The organism is Burkholderia cepacia (assembly GCF_001039005.1).
Lineage (GTDB): Bacteria > Pseudomonadota > Gammaproteobacteria > Burkholderiales > Burkholderiaceae > Burkholderia > Burkholderia theae.
On record NZ_LDWR01000014.1, the window covers coordinates 101,843 to 118,860 of the forward strand.

The following is a 17,018-nucleotide window of genomic DNA, read 5'->3' on the forward strand; positions in this document are numbered from 1 at the left end:
CTTCCCGTTTTCACGCCTTTCCGAATAGCGACTCATGGACTCCGAGCAAAGCAAATCGCCGCCGTGGCACTCAGCCGTCACCCTGATGTGGCGCAGTCATCCCTGGTTGACCCTGGGCACGGTCCTGACGGGCCTCATCAGCGGCGTGGCGTCGATCGCGGGCGTCGGCCTGATCAGCCGGGTGCTTCACGACCAGGACGATCGACCGATGCTGTTGATGATCTTCATCGCGGTGAACGTCGTCGCGGTGATCTGCCGGAGCGGCGCTGCCGCGATGCCGTCCTACGCGTGCATGAAAATCATGACGCGATTGCGCGTCAACCTGTGCAAGCGCATCCTGGCGACGCCGCTGGAAGACATCGACAGGCGCGGCGCGCCGCATGTGCTGACGATGCTGACGCAAGACATTCCGCAACTGAGCCAGACCCTGCTCACCATACCGACGATCCTGGTTCAATCCGTCGTCCTGATGTGCAGCGTCGCCTATCTCGCCTATCTGTCGTGGATCGTCTTCGCGTCGACGCTCACGCTGACGATCGTCGGCCTGGTGCTCTACCTGTTGTTCTATCGAAAGGCGGCCAATTTCACGGAACGCGTGCGCGACGAGTTCGTCCAGTTCAACGAATACACGCACAGCCTCGTGTTCGGCATCAAGGAACTCAAGCTCAACCGGGACAGACGACGCTGGTTCACCAAGGCGGCGATCGAAGTCTCGTCACGGCGCGTGGCGGGCTACAACTTCATCGAACGCTTCTGGTTCATGACCGGCGACAGCATCGGCCAGGTCACCGTGGCGGTCCTGCTCGGATTCCTGCTGTTCGGCGTGCCGTCTCTCGGCGTCGTGGATCCCGCCGTACTCACGGCGAGCATCCTGGCCGTGCTCTACATGATGGGGCCGCTGACCATGCTGATCAACATTCTGCCGATCGTGGCCGAGGGCAAGACCGCCCTCGCCCGACTCGCGGAATTCGGTTTCCTGATCGACGACACGCCCGATTCATTCGGCAAGCCGCCCTCGCCCGGCATGGGGGAATCCGCGCCGATCAGATCATGGCAGCGTATCGAGTTGCGCGACGTCAAGATGACCTACCGTGACAACGCGTCATCGGTCGACTTCGTCCTGGGCCCCGTCAACCTGACGATTCACGCCGGAGAGCTGGTCTATGTGATCGGTGGAAACGGCAGTGGCAAAAGCACACTGGCGAAGGTGCTCAGCGGCCTCTATGCGCCAACCGAAGGCCATATTGCCCTGGACGGAAAGGTCATCGACGACGATGCGCGGGAGCGGTACCGGAATCTGTTTTCCGCGGTATTCACCGATTTCCATCTGTTCAATCGTATCATCGGGCCGGACCATGAAAGCGCGAGCAGCGAGCGTGCGCAGGAATACCTCGAAACCCTGAAGCTGGCCGGCAAGATCGACATTCACGACAAAACGTACTCGACGACCACGGCCTTGTCGACGGGGCAGCGCAAGAGACTGGCGTTGCTTTGCGCCTACATCGAGGATCGCCCGATCTATATCCTGGACGAATGGGCTGCCGACCAGGATCCGGTTTTCAAGAAATTCTTCTACGAAGTGCTGGTGCCCGATCTGCAATCGCGGGGGAAATGCGTGATCATCGTGACCCATGACGATCAGTATTTCAGGCTGGCCGGTCGGGTCATTCGCCTGGATAGCGGTCGCATCTTCTCGGACTCGGCCAGGTGTCCCGTCAGCGCCGACATGGCAGGGTGACCGGTGACCCGGGCCACCGGGGTGTCATCGGCGGCGGCGACGATGCGATGCGGGTGTTCGCGCGAATGTATGTCGACCCCTCCGTGCAACGAGCGGGCGTCCGGACGATGCCGCTTCGTCACGTGACGATCCCGTTTTCAACGAACGGCGGATCGCCCGGGCCGGCGACCGCTTCACGGGCCGGATGCGTCGATCTGACACGCGGCGCCGCGCGCCGCACCGGATTCGATGGCCGGTGCTTCGTCGGTTTGTCCCGGATATCCGCGACAAATGGATGAGCGGCACGATGTTCGGATCATGTCGGCGCGCGCCGCGCGCGAGCGCAGCTTCAACGCCTCGTCAGGCGTCTTCCAACAGCGTTGAACAGATGGTCGATGAAGCAGCCGAAGCCGGAACCGCGATCCGATGCGCGAAAGGAAGCGGCGTCATGCCGCCGATGCGCACGGCGCGCAATTGTCGATCATCCATTTCGTGAGCCCGTGCCGGCCGCTGATGCCGAGCTTCACCGCGGCGCGCTTGATGTACGTCTCGACCGTGCTCTCCTTGACGCCGAGCTCGCCGGCCATTTCGCGCAGCATCTTGCCCGCGAGCAGGCCGAGACACACTTCACTTTCGCGCGCCGACAGCACGACCGAGGCGCGCGCCAGCCGCGATTCGAACTCGTGGCGCAGCGCCTCGACACCAGACCCGACCGCCATCGCACCGCGCGGCGTCCCGCCTTCGCGCACGCCCTGCCGCCGCGTCGATGCATGCCACTCGACGAGCGGCAGCAGCGTATCGGCGAAATTCCTCAGGAACGACATCTCCTGCAACGAAAAGTCGTCATGCGACGCCGCGCGATGCAACGAGATCACGTAGCGGCGATTCGCCTTGCGCGACACGAGGTGGCACTGGAATCCCACGCCCGCCCCACGCGGCGGCACGACCTCTCCGCCGTTGCCGCGCCGCATCAGCGGATCGACGTGAATGAGCTGCCGGTCGCAAGCGGCCACGATCCGGTTCCGCAGTGGATGCGTCTCAGGTTCCCGCTCGCCGTGCACGACCGGTGCGCCTCCGCGTCCGTCGTCGCGCGTCGCGCCGAACGCACCGAGCGATTCCACGTGGACCACTTCGCCCGCCGGCTCGTCGAGCGTCCATTCCGTCATCCTGGTGGTTGCGACCGGAATCGATCCAACCAGCAATGCATGCATGTCGGATGCGAACCGCTCACTGCCGGCGCTCGAAATCACCTTTCCGAGCTTCGCGAAGATCGCGACCATCTGACTCTCCTTGTCGTGCGTGCTTGAGGACGGCGGCGCAGGGATTGACGATTGCTGGCGAACCCTGCCATAAGCTGAAACATTTATTTCGGTCATTGAGTGTCGCGGGATAAAAGCGCTCTTGGCGTGTTTACCGAAGAAAACGAAACAAAAAAATCGAAACGATCCCTTTCATTGATTTGATGCACGAATACCCTAGCTGCGTATGATATCTACGATTTAAGATATTTTGCAGTCAATTGGATATTTTCATCAGACACCTCGTCCAACAAAACGGAAATAGATTGATGTACCAGTTTTGAATGAATAGATTCGCCATTATTTGGCACGATATTTTGCAACAATCCAGCCATGCATTGCGCGCGGGAGTTTTCGTTTCTATTTCCGTTTTTGTTTCCGTTTGCGAAACATCGTTCGAGAGAAGGCGAGGCGGATTTCATCCAGGATTATTCGTTCTCCACCGTGCTTTTTTTGCATTGATCACCGCTTGTCACACATCGAACAGATTGATACCATTTCGGCGATGCAATGGGTAAATCATCAACCGATCATGAATTGCGAGTGATTTTATTTAGAATTTTGAAACATGCGAATAAATATTCGCGCGCAATCGTCCTTTATTGATCGTCGCGGCTAGCGCTTCGTCACGCGATATTCAGTCGAATTCCCCTACTCGCCTGCCGGCAGGACAGGCCGGCGCCAGTTGAAGAAGAAACCGGGCGGCTTCTGGATTTCCTTCCAGAGGTCCGCGATGATGCGCGTCCGCGAATCGCCGAACCGGTCGTTTTTTCAATCCTGACCGGCCAACGCTTTAGCTCGCATCGCTGTTGTTCGAATTGCCGCATCCCGGTATCAACGCGTCATCTGTCGTCTTTCCGATCGTCAAAACCATTCCAAAAAACTGGAGCACACCATGAGTCAAGACTTCCAAGACGAACCTGCGTCGCGCCGCGCTTTCCTCGCCGATATGGCGAAGCTCGCGGCCGCAGGCGTCGTCACCGGCTGGACGCCGCTCTACCAGATTGCGGCCAACGCGCGGACCGCTGACGCGACGCCGCCCGGCTTCCCGGCCGATATCCCGCTTTACAAGCAGGCGTTCCAGAACTGGAGCGGCGAAATCGCAGTGCAGGACGTGTGGACCGCCGCGCCGCGCTCTGCCGACGACGTCGTCGCGGCGGTCAACTGGGCGCGCGCGAACGGTTACCGGATCCGCCCGCGCGGGTACATGCACAACTGGTCGCCGCTGACGCTGGATCCGGGCGCCGGTGGCGCGAATCTGGTGCTGCTCGATACGACGAAGTCGCTGACGGCCGTCTCCGTCGACACGTCGGCACGTCCGGCGCGCGTCACTGCCCAAACGGGCATCTCGCTGGAGTCGTTGCTCGCGACGCTCGAGCAGTATGGCCTCGGCGTGATTGCCGCGCCTGCGCCAGGCGACATCACGCTCGGCGGTGCGCTCGCGATCGATGCACACGGCACTGCCGTGCCGGCGGCCGGTGAAACCTTGCAACCGGGCCACACCTACGGCTCGCTGAGCAACCTCGTGGTCGCGCTCACCGCGGTCGTGTACGATCCGGCCCGGCAGCAATACGTGCTGCGCCGGTTCGAGCGCAGCGATCCCGAGATCGGCGCGTTCCTCACGCACATCGGGCGGGCTTTCGTCGTCGAAGTCACGCTGACGGCGGGCCCGAACCAGCGGCTACGCTGCCAGAGCTACGTTGACATTCCGGCATCCGAACTGTTTGCGCCCGCCGGCACATCGGGCCGCACGATCGCGTCGTTTCTCGATCGTGCGGGCCGGGTGGAAGCCATCTGGTTCCCGTTCACGTCCAGCCCGTGGCTTAAGGTCTGGACGCCGACGCCCAGCAAACCGTTCCTGTCGCGCGCCGTCACGCAGCCGTACAACTATCCGTTCTCCGATTCGATCTCGCAGTCCATCTCGGACCTCGTCAAACGGATCGTGATCGGCGGCGAAGGCGCATTGACGCCGCTGTTCGGCCAGACGCAATTGGCCATCACGGCCGCCGGTCTCGCGCTCACGCTCAGCGGGGATATCTGGGGCTGGTCGCGCACCGTGCTGCAGTACATTCGACCGACGACGCTGCGCGTCACCGCGAACGGCTACGCGGTACTGGCGCGGCGCGCCGACGTGCAGCGCGTGATCAGCGAATTCGTGCAGTTCTATCAGAACCGCGTCGACACGTACAAGGCGCGCGGCGAGTATCCGATGAACGGTCCCGTCGAAATCCGTATCACCGGTCTCGACAAGCCGGCCGATGTCGGCGCCGGCGCGGCCGTGCCCACCCTGTCCGCACTCAAGCCGCGCCCCGACCGGCCGGATTGGGACGTCGCCGTGTGGTTCGATATTCTGACGTTACCGGGCACGCCGTCTGCCGATCGCTTCTATCGCGAGATCGAGCAATGGATGCTCTCGAACTACACCGGTTCGTATGCGACGCTTCGCCCCGAATGGTCGAAGGGTTGGGGCTACACCGATACGGCTGCCTGGCAAGACGACACGATGCTCACCCGCACGATTCCGAACCTGCATCGTGAAGGACAGCCGGCGTCGAGCACGTGGGATGCGGCGCGCGCGACCCTCGAACGCTACGACCCGAACCGGATCTTCCGGTCGCCGCTGCTGGATCGGTTGATGCCGTAGCAATCCCGGCGGACGCCGGAGTCGAAATTCGTGGATTTTGCCGATGGCGTTCGCTTGAACGCCAATCTTGGCACGCCGGATGACGGCGGCGAAGACCTGCTTGCGCACTTCTCCGAGGTTCAGGGAAGTGGCTTCAAATCGCTTCAGGAGGGCCGGAAGGTCAGCTTCGAGTTCAAGCAGGGCCCCAGGGGGAAGCAGGCTGCCAGCATCGAGCCGCTGTCAGTTTTCCCCGCAGCGAATACGCCCGTTCAGGACAACGATCAGGCCGACGCCTGATCGCTGCAAGCCTGGAGCCGGGCGCACGCCCGGCTTGCCTTAGCGCTCAAGAAAGGGCCTGAGCTTGTCCGCCCGGCTGGGATGCATCAGTTTGCGCATCGCCTTGCTCTCAATCTGACGGATCCGCTCGCGGGTCACGTCGAACTGCTTGCCGACCTCTTCAAGCGTGTGATCGGAGTTGGTGTCGAGCCCGAATCGCATCCGCAGAACCTTGGCCTCGCGCGGCGACAACGCGCTGAGCGCCTCGTCGATCGCCGCGCGCATGTTCGCCTGAATCGCGGCCTCAGCCGGCGAACTCGCCGAGACATCCTCGATCATGTCGCCGAGCGTTGCATCGGCGTCGTCACCCACCGGGGTTTCGAGCGAGACAGGTTGCTTGGCGATCTTGAGGATGCCGAGCACTTTTTCCTCGGACATCTCCATGCGCTTTGCCAACACGGCGGGATGCGCTTCCTGCCCTGTCTGTTGCAAGATTTCGCGCGATATCCGGTTCAGCTTGTTGATCGTCTCGATCATGTGGACCGGCACGCGAATGGTCCGCGCCTGATCGGCGAGCGCACGCGTGACAGCCTGCCGGACCCACCAGGTCGCGTAAGTCGAGAACTTCCAGCCGCGCCGGTATTCGAACTTGTCCACGGCCTTCATCAAGCCGATATTGCCCTCCTGGATCAAATCCAGGAACTGCATGCCGCGGTTCACGTACTTCTTTGCGATTGAAATGACAAGACGAAGGTTCGCCTCGATCATCTCGCGCTTGGCCTGCCGCATTTTCAGTTCCGCGGCACTCATCTGGCGGTTGATCTGCTTGAGCTGCTGGAGTGGCAACGAGACCCGGGACTCGATGTCGACGAGTTTCTGCTGCGCCGCCTGAATCGCCGGCTGATGTCGCTCGAGCGCCGCGCCAAACTGCTGCGAGGTCGCCGCCGCGCGGTTCGTCCATTCGAGGTCGGTCTCGTGGCCCGGGAACGACTCGACAAACGCGTCGCGCGGCATGCCGCAACGGTCGACAGCAATCGCCAGGATGCTGCGCTCGATCGCGCGGACCTCGGTCACCTGCCCATGCACAATGGCGCACAGGCGGTCGATGGTCTTGGCCGTAAAGCGGATCGGCGCGAGTTCCCGCTGGATCGCCGTGCGCACTTGCGCAACTGCTGCGGAACGTGCATCTCCTGTGACAGGCAGATCCGGCAACTGCGCGAACAGTGCACGCACACGCGCAAAAATCACGAGACTGTCGTTCGTGAGTTCTTCGAGGCGTGCCGCGTTCACCTTCTCCGAATCCCCGGCGTCCGTTTCGATGCCGTCTTCGTCCGACTCATCGTCGGCAGCGAGTGCTTCCGCATCCTCTTCCTGGGACTCCGGCGCCATTTCGCTTTCATCGGCGTCGACACGGATGCCATCGACCAGTTCGTCGATGCGCAGTTCGCCGGCAACGATGCGGTCGACATCGGCAAGAATCGTGGACACGATCGACGGACACGCGGCAATCGCTTGAATCATGTCCTGCAGACCATCTTCGATCCGTTTCGCGACCTCGATTTCACCTGCGCGGGTCAGCAGTTCGCTGGCCCCCATCTCACGCATGTACATCCGAACCGGATCCGTGGTGCGGCCAAATTCGGAATCGACGGTCGACAACGCAGCTTCCGCTTCCTCGTCCGCCTGATCGTCTGATGCCGCGGCCGGCGCAGCGTCGGTTAACAGGAGCGCTTCGGCGTCCGGCGCTTGTTCGTATACGGCCACGCCCATGTCGCTGAACGTGCTGACGATGGTGTCCATCGCCGCCGTTTGGGTAAAGTTGTCGGGCAGGTGATCGTTGATGTCCGCGTGGGTGAGATAGCCGCGCTCGCGACCGAGCGCGATCAACGCGCGCATCTGGTGCTGGCGCTCCTCATTCTGGCGTGCCAGGGACGCGACGTCCGTCGGTGTCAGGGCCTGGGCCTGGGCCTTTCCCTTTGACACACGGCGGCCGGCTTTTGCCGTGGCGGTGATTTCAGGGGATATAGAATCGTTCCGATCAGGAATTGCCAATACATGCTCCTCGACAGATGAGCCGACGATCGTCGTGCACATGACACCAGAAGAATGGGTTGCCTGCCGGGATGCGAACGGAATCGTGTACGCACGGATAGTCGAGGGCGGGACGCCTCGCGCGAAATCCGTGTGTGCAGCTTGTGGGGGGCGTGAATGATACCGGAATGTATCGTGCGGCGCAACTTTGACGGCGGACATTCGCGGCCGTGGCGCATCGAATGTCTGGAAAACTGCCTGTAGCGGCGTCAACAAGTGGCTTCCCCGAACGTCCGCCAAGGCCGGCGGATTCAACCGGTCGCTGCAACAGCTTGATGGAATCGTTCAGCCGGTGTATCGAAGGCATGCGCTGGCTTATTGACGGATACGGCTCAGGATCTGCTGATAGATCCCGGGCGCATTCCGATGAGTTGCACGTGCAGCCATAGCGAGTTGCTCCCCCAGGAACCGCCACCCTTGACCGGGAATCCGTGCATCCCATGGCGCGCCCCAGCCATCGAGATTGGCGATTCCCGTCGACGCCTCCACATACGCGGCGTGAAAATCGCCGGCCTGCAGCCGCAAGGCGGCCAGCAGGAACCTCGGCTCCGCACATTGGGGCGCGAGCTGGATGCAGGCCCTGAGCGCTTGCGAGGCATGGCTGGAGGGAGCGGCGAGTGCATGCTCATACAACGTGGACAACCGACGTTCCTGTACGTCGCTGATGCTGGGAGCGCGGATGAACGACCGCGGCACGAAGCCAATGCTTCGGAATCCTTTGCACATAACGGACAACCACGACCCGTCGATCCTGAACAGGGTTCTGCGTTGCTCGGCTTCGTTGGCGAGATCGAGCAGTCGCAATGCCCTGCACTGTGCGGCCGTCACATGCAGCTCACCGTCGCCCGCGTGCGTCCGAATGCGTAAAGGCCTGCGCACCGGCGCGAGGTCAAGGCGCTCGGACGCTCGACGAAGGCTGTCCCGATCGAGGACGCAAAATGCATGGGCGAGCGCTTCGATCCGTTGGCCGACCACCATCGCAACCCGTTCGCGTTCGCCGGGTGCCACGACGCGATGGCGGAAGTACTGGGTCGAGTAGATGCTGTGAATCAGGCCTGCGAGACAGGTGTCGGGTTCGGCGCCCCATCCCGACAGCACCTCGTAGGTCCCCAGCAGGTGATCCCAGAGCGTCGAGCCGGAATGCGCGATGCGCATCGCATCCGCGACGAGGGCCAGCGTGGCGTTCAGACGATCCGCGTCGATGGGGGCGTCGCGCATTGCAGGCCACGCGCTCAGGTACGTCCGGCCTTGTTCGCGACACTTGCGAGGCGCGGCGCGATGCGCTTGCCGTCGAACGATGTGAGCGTGTCTCGTAGCGCGGCGATACAGGTTGCGATATGGGGTTCCAGCTCGGCAACGCCGGTAGGGCCCGCGCCGGTCATGAACGGCCGCATGGCGTCCGGCATGCCGGCCAGCGACGCTTTCAGCGCGTCGAGCAGGACGTCGCCGACCGTCGCGCCGCTGTGATTGAATGCCATGTTCAGCGCGAGCGATCCGCCGTCACCCGCCCTCGCCTTGTGCCACAAGCCGGGCGGCAGGCAGAGCAGGTCGCCCGGATAAAGCGTGACCTTGCGGATCGTCTGCCGCGCGACGGCTCGATGCACGGCGGCCATGTCGGTGCGCGTCGAATTCTCGGTCGGAAACAACGTATGAGGCGACGTGGCGTACCACCAGGTCTTCTCGCCATCGAGTTGTAAGGTGGTGGCGGTCCTCGCGTCGTAATGAAAATCGAAGCCCGAGGATGGCGGCGAAAGATACGCGCGGAAATCGACCCGCCCGGCAAAGCCGATTTCCCGCCGGACGTTGCGGGCCGCCGTCCACAGCGAACGGTGCGCAAGCTGCATGTCCGTCACGCAGATCGTGGCCCCGGCTTCGTACATCTCCCGGATATCGGCGGGACCGATGGTCGCCTGCTTCAAGCCGCCGAACACGCAGCGAATCTCGGTGACCTTGTCCAATCCGAAGATCATGCGCGACGGTTTCATCAGGAAATCGAATTTCCCCGGTTGCCCGCGAATCAGGAGCGGGCGTTTGCCGAAAGACTCGCGCAGGAACGCATCGATCGATATCGGATCGAGAATTTTCGCGAGGGTCGCGCGTGGGTTCGCTTGGGCTTTCACGTCATGTTTTCCTTAATGCGGCGCACGAGGGCATCGGTGTCGAGGCCATGCGCGCGTCTCAGGTCGGCGATGGCACCCGATTCGCCATGCCAACCCGACGGCCACGACAGAGCGCGCACGGTGACGCCAGGCGGGGCGATCCTGCGAACGGTGTCGGCCAGGCCGCCGGCCGGTCCATGGTCTTCGAGGACCACGATGCCGCGCAGACGTGGCTGGCTCGTGATCCACTGAGCGAGCACGGTTTCGCCGAGATGCGCGATGTGCCGCCACGGAATCGGCACGCCGTCGGCAGCCAGCGCCTGCACGGCCTCCTGTGCCCAGTGCGATGCGTATCCGCACGACAGCAGCACGGTCTCGCCGGCCACGCCGTTGCCTCGCACGACGCCCGGCGGCAGCCGCAGGTCGCCGACCGGTTCCCGGCTCGTTCTCACGTAGGCCGGCCGCGGCGAAGCGGCCAACGACCCGACGGCCAGTTCGACGTCGGCGGTGTCCGCGGGCGCCCAGAGATCCACGCCGCCGATGGATGCGAGGACACCGAGGTCCGACAGGCTGGCATGGCTCGCGCCATTGGTGCCGCTCGCCGCGCCCGCATGCGAGCCGATCATCACGACGGGCAGCCCCTGCGACGCGACGCAGGTGCGGATCTGATCCGCACCCCGATGGCACAGGAATGCGCTGAACGAGAACACCCAGGGCCATTGCCCGCTCACGGCCAGCCCGGCCGCGACGCCGATGAGCGCCTGTTCCGCTATGCCGGCCTGAACGAAGCGCGAGAACACGGGCCGCCCCTGCGCGTCGTACAAGCCGTAGGAATCGCCCAGGTCGCCGTCGAGCACCCAGATACGGTCGCTCTGTTCGGCCCTCCTTCGCAGCTCGTCGACAATCGATAGCGCCAGTCTTTTCATGCGGCAAACCTCTCATCGATCCGGAGCGTGGCCGGAGCCCGCGATGCGCGCCCACTCGTCGCCGGACAATTGGGTGCAGTGGCGACGAAACCGATCGAGTTGGAGCCCGAGGCCGTGACCCTTGACGGTTCGCGCCAGCAGGACGGTCGGCCCATGCCGGGGCCCTTTGGCATGCGCATGCACGAAGCCGGTCAATGCGTCGATGTCGTGTCCGTCCACTTCATCCGCGCGCCAGCCGAATGCGCGCCACTTGGCGAGGGCGTCGGGCAAGGGCGTGGAATCCAGCCGCGCGTCGTGCGCCCAGCCGCATTCCTGTTCCCCATTGAGATCCACGACCACGTGCAGATTCGGCACGCCGTGGCGGGCCGCCAGCATCGCGGCTTCCCAGACCATGCCTTCCTGGCATTCCCCATCACCCAGCACCACCCACACGTGGCGCGCGTCGCATGCGAGCGCCATGCCCAGCCCGATGGCGACGCCCTGCCCGAGCGCCCCCGACGAGAAATCCATGCAGGCCAGCCGGGTGCGATCGGGGTGCCCCTGCAGCGGGGAGCCGGCAGTACCGAACGTGTCGAGCGGCCCCAGGTCGACGCCGGCCTGCTGCAACACCGCATAGAGCGCCATGCTCGCATGGCCTTTCGACAGCAACAGGGCGTCGCCTGTCGCGTCGAGCGCGGACATCGCACGCGCGGCGAACAGCGCGAGCAGGATGTCGACGCAGCTCAAGGTGCCGCCCAGATGGCCGCCGCCGTTGGCGCGCAATCCTGCCAATATCGCCTGCCGCACCCGCAGTGCTACACTGGGATCGGCCAGTTCTGGCCGCACCAGCTGTCTGTCGGACGTCGCGCGCTTGCCGGTAGTGTTATTCATCTCGGATGCGATTCCCTTTGCAGGACGGGGATCGATACTGCCCTGACACTAGGATTCTCAAGGAAAGCCAACATGTCAACTCTCGAGCCGCTCAGCCTGGATATCGTCGTCACCTGGAGAGGGCGGCACGAGCTGAAACAGGCGCTTCCCTCCTTGTGCCAACTCGCCGCCCGGCATGACGGCGGCGTTACCGTGGTCAATTACGGCGGCGACGCCGATCAACTGCGCGACCTGATGGCCGGCCACGCGGCGAACGTCAAGGTGGTGCGCGTCGACGAATCCGGCTGGTTCAACAAGGCCCGCGCCCAGAATATCGGCGCCGCGCACACGCGTCGTCCGCTCCTGTTCTTCTGCGATTGCGACATCATCATTCCGGACGGGCAACTCGACGCGCTGGTCCGGCAGTTGCAAGCCGAACCCGACGCCTTCGGAACCGTCGCGGGCGTGACGGAGACCGTGCGCAACGCGCGCAAGGCCGGCCAGGTCGCGATGTTCGGCTATCACCTGAAGCTGCGGCTTGCCAACGGACGCGCGCTCGAGATCATCGACAACGAGGAAGACGCGGCGGACGGCACACGCCAGGCGCCCGGCTTGCTGATGGTGCGTCGCGTCGGCTTCGAATGCATCGGCGGCTACAACGGATGCCTGTTGGGCTGGGGCTGGGAGGACCAGGACATGATCGCGCGGCTGACGCTGAGCGCCGGGCTCATGCGGCGCCAGAGCGGCACCGTGCTGCATGTGTCCCACGACGACGACGCGCGCATTCGTCATTATCCACCCGTGCAAGATCGTTGGGAAAGCCGCGACCGCATGTTCCGGCAAGCCCTGGCCAACTACGATCGCGGGGATTGGCTCGGGACCTATGAGGAAGACGCGTTGCGCGCAACGACGCGCAGCCCGGTTTCAGCGAGCTGAGGCGTCCGTCGCATCGATGGTCGCGCGCAAGCGCACCAGCAACGCGATTTGTTCGTCGAGCGCGTCGGCCCGCCACGCGGCAAGCGCCGCCGGCAAGCGGATATCCAGCGCGCGTTCCGCATCGTCAAGCGAGCGGGTCAATACATAGCGCCCGTCCTCGACGGTCACGCCGTCGTGCAACGCATACGATCTGTTCAGTTGCTCGGCCTGCTCCGGCGTCATGCCGCGCGGCAGCGCGAGATGGAGGCCGGCGGCATCCGCGCGCACCGGATAGCCGCCGGGCCGGCCGTGCAGGCCCGGCGCATGACCTTGCCATGCGTCCGCACGGCCTGACAGGGCGCGCAGCATCGGCGCGGCGAGCGCGCCCGTGAGGCTGTTGAGCGTGGCGTCGGCGGGCAGGCGCACGGGCGCGGTCAACGCGGCGGCTTCATGTTCCGGCAGGCGGCGGCCGTCCAGCCACACGGCCGGCGCGGGCAGTCCGTCCCAAGCGCCGCGTATCATCGCGCCGACGTGCGCGTGATGCGCGAGCAACGACAGGGGCACGCAATCGGTGCGACCGCGCAACATCGACGCGACGATGGCGATATTGCCGATCCCTCCCGCGACCGGAATGCCGCGCCCGGTCAGCACGTGGTTGGTCAGGTCCGGATAGCAGCCGTTGACGAGATGGGCGCCGGGATGGACAGCCGTCGCCGCCCGCATGACCCGGTCGGCGAGCGCGGCCTGCAAGGGTAGCGTGCAGCCGTAGCCCAGCCCCGCGATGAGTTTTTGCCACCCGCGCGTCATCGTCCACGGCGATTGCATCGACGCCAGGGTCAACACGACGCGCGGCCGATATGCGTCGAACAAGCGTGCCAACGATACGGGCGAGTAGTCGCACGCCACGGGGGTCACGGCAATGCGGCCCGCGCTTCCGCCGCCGAGTGCATTGGCGAGCGTCGCCATGTGATGCACGGCCGTCTCGTTGCGCGCCGCGGCAATCACGTCCATCGGCACGTCGCCGCATCCGGCGAGACTCATCAGCACCGCGTGAGCCAGCGAACCGGAGCCCACCACGATCAGATCGACGTCGCGCATGACGGATTCACTCCCCTACCTCGATGCAGAATGGCGATTGATCCAGCCACACAGAACCAGGATCACCCATAGCTGTTCGTGCCACCGTCCGTCGTCTCCGACATGGTCATAAGCGCGCAGCCTCGACAACAGGGCGGTCCGGAATCGCGTGGTCAGCGGCGCGATTCTCCACAGGTCGGAATCGGCGACCTCATCGACGACCCGCTGGCGAAACCGTGAGTCCAGCAGCCAATGCGCGATCGGCGCGAGCAGGATTTGCCGCTTGCGCATCACGATCTCCGGCGGCAGGTAACGACCGGCGACCTGACGCAGCAGGCGCTTGGCCCACCATGCATCGGCCTCGTACCAATAGCTCAGGCCGGGATCGATTGCCGACGCCCAGCCGTAGACATCCTGGCGCAGGAACGGGAAATCGAGGCGGGTGCCGTGCATGAGCGCATTGTCGGCGAGCGCCGGCAGCAGCAGCTCGCCGATCCGGAACACATACTCGTGCGCGGACATCGCCTCCGTCGGCAGCGCTTTGGGCTTGACCGCGAGCAACTGCCGATAGAACGCGACGTCATCCGCGAGCAACGCGTCGACGGCCTGCGGATCCCGGCTCAGACGCCGCATCTCGTCGACGGAAAAGAATTCCGCGATGCCGAGGAACAGCACGTCGTCGAGACCCAGCAGGCGCGCGGCCGGCAGGTCGTACAAGCCGGGAAGGTCGACGCCGAGCCGGCGCTGATGATGCATCTGGGCTGCGAGACACGTCAGGGGCTTGTGGTAGCCACCGAAGCATTCGTCCGCGCCCAGGCCGGAGACCGCGATGGCGTGTCCGTCCGCGACGGTCGCCTCGATCAGGGCGGCATGGGTCACGGCGGCGGGCGCCGTGAGCGGAAACGGAGCGTCCAGGATGCGGTCCAGCAGTTGCCGCGCGTGGTCGACGTCGAGGTGGACGATCCGGTGGCGGATGCCGGTGATGCGCGCCACGGTGGCCGCGTAGTCGGTTTCGTTGAGACCGTAGTCGTCGTCGAAGGCGATCGTATAGCCGGTGACGGCGTGGCGCTCGCGCAGGAGCGCGGCCAGCAATCCCGAGTCGACGCCGCCGGAGAGGAACAGGGCGATGTCGCGCGTCGCGTCGGCGACGTGATCGACGGACGCCCGAAGGCGCGACAGCGCCTCTTCCTGAAGGCAGGACGCATCGTGCGATACCGAAGCGGCTTGAAGGGGCCATGCGAAACGCCGGACGACGGGCGGCGCACCCGGCTCGCATATCAGCGCCTCGCCGACCTGCAGCGACTGGATGCCTTGCAGAAGCGCATGCGCCGCCCGCGGCCGGCCTCGCCACAGCAGATGCAGCAGCGAGCCGACATCGAGTTCGCACTTGATGCCGAGCGTCCGGACCAGCCGCTGCGGATCCCGATCCCACTCGATGCTGTCGCGCTCGATGCGGAAATAAAGCGGACGACGCGCGTGCAACCCGCGCCGGATGATCAGCGCATCCTGCTCGTCACGCGACACGTCGAGGTCGTCGTCATCGTCGTCATCGTCGTCCGGCGATGTCGCGCCCCAGGCGATGCGTTCGTCGCGCGGGTCGAGACGCCAGTCGGTCCGTCCCTGGCCGATCGGCGTGGCGTCCCGCGCACGCTCACGCAGTGCGGCACGGCCCGCGTCGGTTAACGCCGCCGCGCCTCGCATCGACAAGGTCTGCTTGCGCGCGCGGTGGGTCAGGCCTTGGCTTTCGTCGCGCGTTTCTTCGCGGCGGGCTTTTTCGCGGCTGTCCTGGTGCGTCGCTCGGCGGGCCGGATGATGATGCCGCCTTTCGTGTCGCCTTCGGCGCGCCGGATCGATCCGCCTTTCGTGTCCCCGCCATCCAGCGTGATTTCATAGCGCCGCTTGTAGAGCTGTTCGAGCGCGTCGAGATCGATGGAAATGGTCAGTGCCTTTTTGCCGCGCTTGGCGGCGGGCTTGGTGGATTTAACGGCGGAAACTTTATTGGATTTCTTTGTGGTTGCCACGTCTGCTCCTTTCCATGACGATATGAAGGGAACCCCCGTCAACACACGACGCGCCGCAATATCACGGTAATCGTTGCGTGATGACTGCGTGGAACGATTATAGGAGATATAAATCGAAGTTCCGTTATTTCGCATAACTCAAGCAATGCTGACCGCCTGCCTGATCGTCCACAACGAAGCGAGCGTATTGGCGAGATGCCTGACGTCCTTGATGCCGTGGGCCGATGCATGCTGCGTCGTCGATAGCGGCTCCACCGACGGGACCGTCGATCTCGCGCGGCAATTCGGCGCCCGGGTGCAGGTGATGCCGACACTCGCGGACGCGCGCGGCAGATTGATCGACTTTGCCGCAGCGCGCAATGCGGCGCTGGCGATGGTGCGCGATGGCTGGGTCCTGTCGATCGATGCGGACGAGGTGCTGGCGATACGCGATCGCGCCGAGTGGCGGCGCCTGATCCGCAGGCGCGATTTGCAGGCGATCGAACTGGTGATCCTGTCGGGCGGCACGCGCTGGTATGTGCCGAGAGTGTTCCGGAAGCAGCCGTGGTCGACGTGGCACGGGCGCGTGCACGAATGGATCGCGCTGCGGGAGCCGACGTGCCGGACGGACTGCGCCACGCTCACCAACCAGCCGGACAAGACGGGCAAGGAATCGGCGGTCGAGCGCGATCTGCGTCTTTGCGCGGTGGCATTGCGCGACGATCCCGACGATTTGCGGGCAGTGTTCTATCATGCGCGCGCCCTGAGGCTCGCAAAGCGCCATGCCGAGGCCATTCCCCTCTATCTGCGCTATTGGCGACAGGCGGAGTTCCAGGCGGGCCGCTACACCGCCATGCTGGGTGCCGCCACCTGCGCGCTGTTGATGCACGACCTCGAGGCGTCCCGCCGCTATGCGATGGTCGCGTATCGCCTCGATCCCGCGCTTGCCGAGGCATGCTGCGTGCTGGGCGATGTCGCGCTCGGCATGGGGCGTGCCGACCTCGCCATCGGCTGGTTCGACAAAGCGCTGCACAAGCGCCTGCCCGGGATCGCGCAGGCGCTGTTCGTCGACGAGAGCTGTTACGGGCCCTATCCGCGCGAGCGTCTGCGCTGGATCCGCGAGCGGATGCAGGCACGGTAGCGTGCG

The 17,018-nt window shown here is 64.4% G+C and carries 13 protein-coding genes and 1 pseudogene; 5 read left to right on the top strand and 9 right to left on the bottom strand.

What is annotated here, in order from left to right; all coding sequences use genetic code 11:
• The first annotated feature begins 34 nt into the window (after positions 1-34).
• On the top strand, positions 35-1,738 hold the full coding sequence (locus tag VL15_RS08585; protein ID WP_048244884.1) for a cyclic peptide export ABC transporter: 1,704 nt from the start codon (positions 35-37) through the stop codon (positions 1,736-1,738).
• 425 nt (positions 1,739-2,163) lie between these two features.
• Here the strand turns inward: VL15_RS08585 and VL15_RS08590 are convergent, their stop codons facing one another.
• Positions 2,164-2,997 (bottom strand): response regulator transcription factor, encoded by an 834-nt coding sequence (locus tag VL15_RS08590; RefSeq protein WP_048244886.1) that lies wholly within the window; start codon positions 2,995-2,997, stop codon positions 2,164-2,166.
• A 913-nt stretch (positions 2,998-3,910) separates the two neighbouring features.
• Here VL15_RS08590 and VL15_RS08595 point away from each other — a divergent pair.
• Positions 3,911-5,659: a cholesterol oxidase substrate-binding domain-containing protein gene (locus tag VL15_RS08595; protein WP_048244889.1), complete on the top strand. Its 1,749-nt coding sequence runs from the start codon at positions 3,911-3,913 to the stop codon at positions 5,657-5,659.
• A gap of 30 nt (positions 5,660-5,689) precedes the next feature.
• Positions 5,690-5,878: pseudogene (locus VL15_RS08600) on the top strand (cold-shock protein); the annotation flags it as partial.
• 96 nt (positions 5,879-5,974) lie between these two features.
• Here the strand turns inward: VL15_RS08600 and rpoD are convergent.
• The 5 genes from rpoD to VL15_RS08625 form a co-directional block, all read right to left on the bottom strand.
• Complete coding sequence (gene rpoD, locus VL15_RS08605) at positions 5,975-7,966, bottom strand: RNA polymerase sigma factor RpoD (RefSeq protein ID WP_048245070.1); 1,992 nt, start codon at positions 7,964-7,966, stop codon at positions 5,975-5,977.
• A 354-nt stretch (positions 7,967-8,320) separates the two neighbouring features.
• Complete coding sequence (locus VL15_RS08610) at positions 8,321-9,223, bottom strand: DUF6817 domain-containing protein (RefSeq protein ID WP_048244893.1); 903 nt, start codon at positions 9,221-9,223, stop codon at positions 8,321-8,323.
• A 14-nt stretch (positions 9,224-9,237) separates the two neighbouring features.
• On the bottom strand, positions 9,238-10,125 hold the full coding sequence (locus tag VL15_RS39060) for a JmjC domain-containing protein (protein WP_053077601.1): 888 nt from the start codon (positions 10,123-10,125) through the stop codon (positions 9,238-9,240).
• Complete coding sequence (locus VL15_RS08620; protein ID WP_048244894.1) at positions 10,122-11,030, bottom strand: hypothetical protein; 909 nt, start codon at positions 11,028-11,030, stop codon at positions 10,122-10,124. Before VL15_RS08620 ends, VL15_RS39060 begins: the two co-directional genes overlap by 4 nt.
• 12 nt (positions 11,031-11,042) lie before the next feature.
• Positions 11,043-11,900: a 1-deoxy-D-xylulose-5-phosphate synthase N-terminal domain-containing protein gene (locus VL15_RS08625; protein WP_080970766.1), complete on the bottom strand. Its 858-nt coding sequence runs from the start codon at positions 11,898-11,900 to the stop codon at positions 11,043-11,045.
• Between the two features lie 72 nt (positions 11,901-11,972).
• On the opposite strand from VL15_RS08625, the gene VL15_RS08630 reads away from it, so the two are divergent.
• On the top strand, positions 11,973-12,815 hold the full coding sequence (locus tag VL15_RS08630) for a galactosyltransferase-related protein (RefSeq protein WP_048244896.1): 843 nt from the start codon (positions 11,973-11,975) through the stop codon (positions 12,813-12,815).
• On the opposite strand, the gene VL15_RS08635 is transcribed toward VL15_RS08630, so the two are convergent.
• The 3 genes from VL15_RS08635 to VL15_RS08645 are packed head-to-tail and all read right to left on the bottom strand — an operon-like array spanning position 12,804 to position 15,892.
• Positions 12,804-13,892 carry a hypothetical protein gene (locus VL15_RS08635; protein ID WP_053077604.1) on the bottom strand — a complete coding sequence of 363 codons (1,089 nt, stop codon included), beginning with the start codon at positions 13,890-13,892 and terminating at the stop codon, positions 12,804-12,806. The genes VL15_RS08630 and VL15_RS08635 overlap by 12 nt on opposite strands.
• A 15-nt stretch (positions 13,893-13,907) precedes the next feature.
• Positions 13,908-15,572 (bottom strand): asparagine synthase C-terminal domain-containing protein, encoded by a 1,665-nt coding sequence (locus VL15_RS08640; protein WP_048244898.1) that lies wholly within the window; start codon positions 15,570-15,572, stop codon positions 13,908-13,910.
• Between the two features lie 29 nt (positions 15,573-15,601).
• Complete coding sequence (locus VL15_RS08645) at positions 15,602-15,892, bottom strand: hypothetical protein (protein ID WP_048244900.1); 291 nt, start codon at positions 15,890-15,892, stop codon at positions 15,602-15,604.
• Between the two features lie 145 nt (positions 15,893-16,037).
• On the opposite strand from VL15_RS08645, the gene VL15_RS08650 reads away from it, so the two are divergent.
• Complete coding sequence (locus VL15_RS08650) at positions 16,038-17,012, top strand: glycosyltransferase (RefSeq protein ID WP_048244902.1); 975 nt, start codon at positions 16,038-16,040, stop codon at positions 17,010-17,012.
• Positions 17,013-17,018 lie beyond the last annotated feature (6 nt).